The organism is Holdemanella sp. (assembly GCF_056804935.1).
In genome coordinates, this window is sequence record NZ_DBMEXE010000074.1 from 1 (window position 1) to 6,768 (window position 6,768).

9 protein-coding genes are annotated in these 6,768 nt (G+C 34.5%); all 9 read right to left on the reverse strand.

Features of this window, described 5'->3' with window-relative positions; translation table 11 throughout:
- Nucleotides 1-171: 171 nt before the first annotated feature.
- On the reverse strand, nucleotides 172-1,458 hold the full coding sequence (locus ACZQCL_RS04835) for a hypothetical protein (protein WP_482481981.1): 1,287 nt from the start codon (nucleotides 1,456-1,458) through the stop codon (nucleotides 172-174).
- Nucleotides 1,459-1,515: 57 nt separating this feature from the next.
- Complete coding sequence (gene asnS, locus ACZQCL_RS04840; protein WP_288523152.1) at nucleotides 1,516-2,871, reverse strand: asparagine--tRNA ligase; 1,356 nt, start codon at nucleotides 2,869-2,871, stop codon at nucleotides 1,516-1,518.
- Between the two features lie 234 nt (nucleotides 2,872-3,105).
- Nucleotides 3,106-3,741, reverse strand: coding sequence for a redox-sensing transcriptional repressor Rex (locus ACZQCL_RS04845; protein WP_117926538.1), 636 nt, complete (start codon nucleotides 3,739-3,741; stop codon nucleotides 3,106-3,108).
- Nucleotides 3,742-3,838: 97 nt separating this feature from the next.
- A complete protein-coding gene (locus tag ACZQCL_RS04850) occupies nucleotides 3,839-4,438 on the reverse strand; it encodes a hypothetical protein (RefSeq protein WP_418272953.1) in 600 nt (199 codons plus the stop codon).
- The gene (locus tag ACZQCL_RS04855) at nucleotides 4,431-4,679 is read right to left on the reverse strand and encodes a TIGR03905 family TSCPD domain-containing protein (protein ID WP_482481984.1); all 249 of its coding nucleotides are present in this window, start codon (nucleotides 4,677-4,679) and stop codon (nucleotides 4,431-4,433) included. Before ACZQCL_RS04855 ends, ACZQCL_RS04850 begins: the two co-directional genes overlap by 8 nt.
- Nucleotides 4,666-5,175 carry a Gx transporter family protein gene (locus ACZQCL_RS04860; RefSeq protein ID WP_288523155.1) on the reverse strand — a complete coding sequence of 170 codons (510 nt, stop codon included), beginning with the start codon at nucleotides 5,173-5,175 and terminating at the stop codon, nucleotides 4,666-4,668. The genes ACZQCL_RS04855 and ACZQCL_RS04860 overlap by 14 nt, the downstream gene beginning before the upstream one ends.
- Nucleotides 5,172-5,528, reverse strand: coding sequence for a NusG domain II-containing protein (locus ACZQCL_RS04865; RefSeq protein WP_270499802.1), 357 nt, complete (start codon nucleotides 5,526-5,528; stop codon nucleotides 5,172-5,174). Before ACZQCL_RS04865 ends, ACZQCL_RS04860 begins: the two co-directional genes overlap by 4 nt.
- On the reverse strand, nucleotides 5,528-6,049 hold the full coding sequence (locus ACZQCL_RS04870) for a hypothetical protein (protein WP_154556134.1): 522 nt from the start codon (nucleotides 6,047-6,049) through the stop codon (nucleotides 5,528-5,530). The genes ACZQCL_RS04865 and ACZQCL_RS04870 overlap by 1 nt, the downstream gene beginning before the upstream one ends.
- A partial coding sequence (gene whiA, locus ACZQCL_RS04875; protein ID WP_482481987.1) for a DNA-binding protein WhiA occupies nucleotides 6,042-6,768 on the reverse strand: 727 nt, incomplete at its 5' end. The genes whiA and ACZQCL_RS04870, both read right to left, overlap by 8 nt.

Here is a 6,768-nt window from a genome sequence, read left to right on the forward strand (position 1 = left end):
CTTCAGGCTTTCGCTTTAGGGCTCTAAGTCTTTCCTTCCTACGCTTAACACTGTACCTCACGATACAATGCCCAAGGACTAGATACTGGCCTCTTTGCTCAAAGAGTTACCAGGTCAGGAGTTTCACCTAACTAAATCAACTGCACCGAACTGGCGCACCATACTATCACCCTAAATTTCAAAATATCTAACAATACCCTTCACCAAAGTTTTCGCTATCGCATCCGTATTGTCGTTAAAATAAGCAACACTTTGAGAATTCATTGCACTCGCATATGAAAAGTATAATCCATACATCCCGTAGGCATCTTTATATTTTGCATTTCTCATCTCATCACCATAAACACCAGTGTATGTTGCTCTTCCACCAGTTTCTCTTAATTGTGGGTAAAGTTCATATTTTTTTACTTCACCCTTTTCATCTTCGGCAAATGAATCATATAAAACTCCATTTTCCTGCGTGCTATTCGTTCTAGCCACATACAATGTCAATCCACTTTGATCCATATAATATGAGATTGTATTAGCCAACCCACTATTTGTATATGGACTTGCCATCATATAAGGCGCATCTACATTTTCATCATAGCTTGCACCCAAGGCAATATATAATTTAGCCTTTGCCTTATAACCACGAGCCGGACGACCATCTGCACCATAATATCCAGGCGTTTCGTTTTCTTTACGTAAGATTTTTACCTTTAATCCCTTTTCTTCTAATTCTTTTTTTAATTTTTTCGCAAATTCCATGGAAGAAGTTGGTTCATCTAAAATTGATGTACTTGCACCATAATCTACTGTATTCGAGATGTAATTCATCGCATTTCCACATGGATCGATCACTACATCATATACATTGGATTTTGGGATATGCTTAGTGACAATAATGAACGTATAATTTTTCTTTAAATGAATATCATACTCTTTTAATGCCTCTTTATCTGCCACAAACGTAATATCTTTCACCTTTTTATTGCGACGCATTGTTGTGATTGTCTTCGCCTTAAATGCATCGTCAAAATAGATACGCTCCTTTTCATAATGATCATATGTATACAGTTCATAAATTCCTTCTTTTAAAGAACCTAAATCAATACCTGAATCCACTTTTCCATTAAATGTAAAACTTGTAATGGCATCATTCATAACATTTCTTAGAACAATGTTATTGCCTTGCATTTTATCCATTTTCTTTGTACCATACTCATCTTTATACAAAGACAACGTCTCCCCATAAACTAAATAATCACTGAGTCGATAAGCCCCATCAAAACTTGTCTCCACCTTTTTTTGCAGTTTTTCAACATCCACTGTATCCAAATAAGATTGTGACAACTTATCTATTTCAGTTGGTCTTGATACATATAAAAAAACACAAACAACCACAATAGCAATAGTAACAACCCCAACGATCATCGTGCTTAAATTTTTCTTATTAACTACTCTTACTTTTTTCATACCCCTTATTTATATCACACAAGAAAACAGGTATCAACGAGATACCTGTCTAATTCATTAGAAAATTAAATTTCTAGGTGTACGTGGATATGGCTGAACATCACGAATATTCGCAACACCACTTAAATACATCAACATACGGTCAAATCCAAGACCAAATCCTGAGTGTTTGCATCCTCCAAAGCGGCGTAAATCTAAATACCATTGTAATGTCTCTTGTTCCATTCCAATTTCTTTCATACGATTCACTAACACATCATAACGCTCTTCACGTTGAGAACCACCAACTAATTCTCCAACATAAGGAACTAATAAGTCACATGCTGCAACTGTCTTGTTGTCATCATTGACACGCATATAGAATGCTTTAATATCCTTTGGATAATCCGTTAAGAAAACAGGACCATTTACGACTTTTTCGCAAATATAACGCTCATGTTCACTCTGAAGATCCATACCCCAGAAAATATCCTGGTTTTCAAATTGATCTTTTGCTTTTTCCAAATATTCAATAGCCTTTGTATAAGTCATTCTTTCAAAGTTAGAGTTTGCAACATGAGTCACACGTTTAATACATTCTTTGTCGATCATTGATGCAAAGAATTCCATTTCTTCTTTAGCATGTTCTAAACAATAGTTGATGCAATATTTGATCATTTCTTCAATGCAATCCATGTTATCGGCTAAATCCGCAAACGCAAGTTCTGGTTCAATCATCCAGAATTCAGAAGCGTGACGAGTTGTATTTGAATTTTCTGCACGGAAAGTTGGACCAAAAGTATAAACATTGCGATATGTTAATGCGAATGGTTCAACATGCAATTGTCCAGATACTGTAAGTTGAGCATGTTTACCAAAGAAATCCTTATCATATTTTGCATCTTCACGAGTTGTAACTGTAAAACATTCACCAGCACCTTCTGCATCATTACCAGTGATTTCTGGTGTATGTACATATACGAATCCACGATCCTGGAAGAATGTGTGAATTGCCATACTTAATACACTTCTTAATCTAAACATAGCATAGTATGTATTTGCACGAGGACGTACATGAGGAATTTCACGCATAAATTCAAAACTGTGACGTTTTTTCTGCAATGGATAATCGTGATCACATAATCCTAAAACACTAATACTTTCGGCTTGAATTTCAAATGGCTGTTTTGCTTCTGGAGTACATACAAGTTTTCCTGTTACTTCCATAGCTGAACCTGTTGTAATTTTTGATACTTCATCAAAGTTTTCTAAGCTATCCGCATATACAACCTGCACATTTGAAAAAGTTGTTCCATCATTCAACGCAATAAATCCAACTGCCTTTGAATTACGATTTGTACGAACCCATCCCTGCAAAGTAATACTTTGTCCATCGTACTGTTCAAATGTTTCTTTTAATTTTTTTACTAACATAGTTTCTCCCTTCAAAATAAAAAAAACGTCCCTTAATTAAAAGGAACGATTATTACCGCGGTACCATCCTGTTTCATCACACGTATGTATGCACTCAATTGGAATTTAACGCATTCCACACGTTACTGTCTACTTAATTTCTCCAGTACGACTCCACAGGTGTTATCAATCCAAACTTGCACTGTCTATTTTCACCTAACAAGACTCTCTTTACATGTTCGTTTTGGACGACTTCTATTTCTGCGTCTTTGTTTCTAATGAATTTGTAATAAATACCAATTCTTGTATAGATGATACCACATCAATACTTTTAATGACAACCCCTTTTGGGACCAAAAAATGTTGATGCGTAAAATCAACGATGCCATTAATTCCACACTGTACTAGTTTATCTACTGTTTCTTGTACATCATGTGAAATTGTTAAAATCGCAATACGACATCCTTCAGGAATCTTCGTATCTAACTCCGACATCGGATATACTTCGACACCAAATTGTGTTCCACACTTAGCTGGATCCACATCAAAGGCACATGCGATTTCACCAACAACATAATCCCATTTATTATAATTCATTAACGCACGACCTAAGTTACCAGCACCAACTAAAATTATTTTTTCATCAAAATCAACGCCTAACTGACTATTAAATATTTCAATCAGTTTATCCACATCGTATCCATAGCCTTGTTTTCCAAGATTCCCTAAAAAGGAGAAATCACGACGAATTGTTGTAGGCTCAATATCTACAAAACTCGATAATTCTTTGGACATAATTCGTTCAACGCCATTTTTTTGAAGTTTACGTAAAGCTTTTAAATATACTGGATACCTCTGTAAAGTTGCTTTGGGCACATTTCTATTCTGCATTTTATCACCCCACGCAATAATAATATCATATTTGTGATATATTTAACAAGTTAACTTGTGAAAAAATTTAAAAAACAAAAAAGTCGATTACTCGACTTTAGAAAATTGCTTGATCCACCTGCAACAATGTTGAATCCACATCTTGAAGAAGTGTTTGAATTCTTGAATTATAAAAATAAGGAACGCCCTTCTTTTTCGCAAAAAACAATACAAGCGCCCACAAAATTACTAGTAAAATAAATGAAACCCTAAAAGAAATGTGAATCAAAAGAACAAACACAAGTAAAAACACAATATACGCAAGTGTGTCTAATAAGATAAATCGTTGAAATATATTTTTCAGTGTAATCTGATAATAATCTCTTTTTCTAAATAGAAAAGCTTTCGTGATAGAATCATATTCCTCATTAAATTCCATCTTACTTAAATCATCCTGATTCTCTTTATGTTCTTTATAAAATACAACTTCCTGCATTCTTAAAAGACAAAACAACATGGCCTGCTTATTTTCGTCTTTCGAAAACTTTTTATAATACAATTCCAACAACTTTAAATAATCATTATCCGAAATTGATTTTCCAACCATATTTTGTGCAATGACTTCTAAACGTTCTGTTAATACATCTGAAAATACAAGAATGTTATTTTGAGCACGTCTTTCAATTTCCTTTAAAGCCCCAAGAAAATGATCAGCCACGATATGCCTTAAGCGCACATGCGATTTGATCTGGACAAGATGTTGGCTTATTTCCACATGTTACTCCAGTCAAAGTATCGATAACTTCATCTACACTTCTTCCCTTCAATAAACATCCAATTCCCTTTAAATTTCCATTGCATCCACCAATGGCCTCAAAACTTTTAATAATTCCATCTTCAATTTCAAAATTGAATTGACGACTACAAACATCCTTTGGTGTATAACTATATTTTTCCATAATTTCCTCCACTTAATCGGTCTAAAACCTTTCTACATACTACTGCTATTAATATACCACTCACAATGGACAATGCCAAAAGAATTGGTAAAAACAACTGCATAAAATACTGTTGATAAATCCAAGTAATTGCGATTACTTGTCCTATATTATGAAAGCTAGCTCCAAGTATACTTACGCCATAAATCGAAAACGCCTTACTTCGATACGCTAAGATCATCGCAATACAAGCCAAAATACCACCGCTTAACGAAAGCCAAAACGAAACAGAAAATAACATTCCCTGCATTAAGCTTGACAAAATGATACGAAGCAACGATACATAAGCCAATGATTTTTCATCATACATATAAAGTGCAAATAAGCCAGCAATATTTGCCAAGCCAATCTTATATCCAGGAACAATCATAAATATACCTACAAAACTTTCTAAAAGCTGCAACAATATACCGACCGCAACCAAGAAAGCTAAAATTACACTTTTCTTGACCCTCATTGTATCACCGTATCCTGACTAGCTTCTTTTTCAATTTTTACCACTGTCTCATTGGGCAAACATACAATGGGAACATTGGCATCCGAAACATAACCTTGTTTCGAACAATAATGATGTGGACTCTTTTCTTGTGTAACACGCACTTTTTTCTGTTTAACCTCAATATGCACTTTTCCAAGCTTTCCATTTACGACATACGTTTTATCTTTTGATAAATCTATACGTAAAACTTGTTTTTCCTTAACATATACACTCGCATACACATTTTCATTTTTACTAAAAAACAAAGGAACACATAGTACTACCGCTACGATCATAATGCATACTATCAGAATTTTATCTGCCTTTTTCATTATTGAACGACCACACTTACATTTTTCGTGACTGAATTTCCAAAACGATCACTGATTTTTACTTGTACATCCTGTGTGGATGCAGTGGACGTATCAACATTGGCTTCAAAAGTAACTCCCGATAGATCTGTCGCATGAAAGTAGGAATTCCAATCAACATTCTGTCCAACCCCAATTGTGATTTGACCCACTTCACTTGCACATACTGGAGCCGTTGTATCTTTAACTTTTATCACAAAAGGATACTCTTTACTCCCATCCACAATCGCAAAGTCATATTCACCAACAACCAAATAATCCATTCCAGATGTCATAAAGCGATTATTTTTCTTATCTACCCCAACACTTTTTGAAACAACTTTTAAACGAGATGAAAAAGTCGCATTCTTTAAATACAAAGTTGGATTGGCATAAATATCTTTTCCAAGTTCAATCGTGAACATTGACTTTTTTAATTGAACCCCCAAGGAACATGCACACAATAAGAATGATAAGCTTATAATTCCTATTTTTTTAAGCATCCAATTCCTCCTTTAATTCTGAAGCCATCTGCTTCACTTTCGCTAAGCGATGCTTCATTCCAGATTTTGAAATATCTTCACCAAATTCATTTTTACACTCTAAACACAATTCATTTAGATTAGCCTCCGGATACATCTTGCGAATTTGCATCGCATGCATAATTTTTTCTGGAATCACAATATTTTTAGCATGACTCTCCAAAAACTCAATAGCCTCTAACTGCGATTTGGCAGCCTTTAAACTCTTTACCTCATTGGCAACCTCACAATTATCGAGGCGCGTGATCTGATTATAGAAATCTCTTTGAATTCTAGAATCCTCAAATTCAAACAACGCATTCGAAGCATTACATAAACGTAAGAAGTCTGCAATTTTATCTCCAGCTTTTATATATACCACATAAACGCTTTTTCTTTCGATGACTTTTGCCGGCAAATAAAAACGCTGCATTAATTTTTGAACACTTAACGCTAAATCTTTTTCCTGACTAGACATTTCTAGATGATAATTACTCGATTTTGGTGAGTTGATACTGCCACTAGCCAAAAAACACCCTTGCAAATAAGCTCTAGCCATCTTTTCAGAACGAACCATTTTTACGCTTGGTGTATAACGCAAACCTGAATCAGTTAAAATCTGAAGATCTTCCAATATTTCTTGAGCTTTATCAAACACTTGAATGCGATAAATGTTATTTTTCTTTAACTGCATTTTTTTC

Coding starts and splice junctions, on each gene's coding strand:
- ACZQCL_RS04835 (WP_482481981.1), bottom strand. CDS start 1,458: ATGAAAAAAGTAAGAGTAGTTAATAAGAAAAATTTAAGCACGATGATC.
- asnS (WP_288523152.1), bottom strand. CDS start 2,871: ATGTTAGTAAAAAAATTAAAAGAAACATTTGAACAGTACGATGGACAA.
- ACZQCL_RS04845 (WP_117926538.1), bottom strand. CDS start 3,741: ATGCAGAATAGAAATGTGCCCAAAGCAACTTTACAGAGGTATCCAGTA.
- ACZQCL_RS04855 (WP_482481984.1), bottom strand. CDS start 4,679: ATGGAAAAATATAGTTATACACCAAAGGATGTTTGTAGTCGTCAATTC.
- ACZQCL_RS04860 (WP_288523155.1), bottom strand. CDS start 5,175: ATGAGGGTCAAGAAAAGTGTAATTTTAGCTTTCTTGGTTGCGGTCGGT.
- ACZQCL_RS04865 (WP_270499802.1), bottom strand. CDS start 5,528: ATGAAAAAGGCAGATAAAATTCTGATAGTATGCATTATGATCGTAGCG.
- ACZQCL_RS04870 (WP_154556134.1), bottom strand. CDS start 6,049: ATGCTTAAAAAAATAGGAATTATAAGCTTATCATTCTTATTGTGTGCA.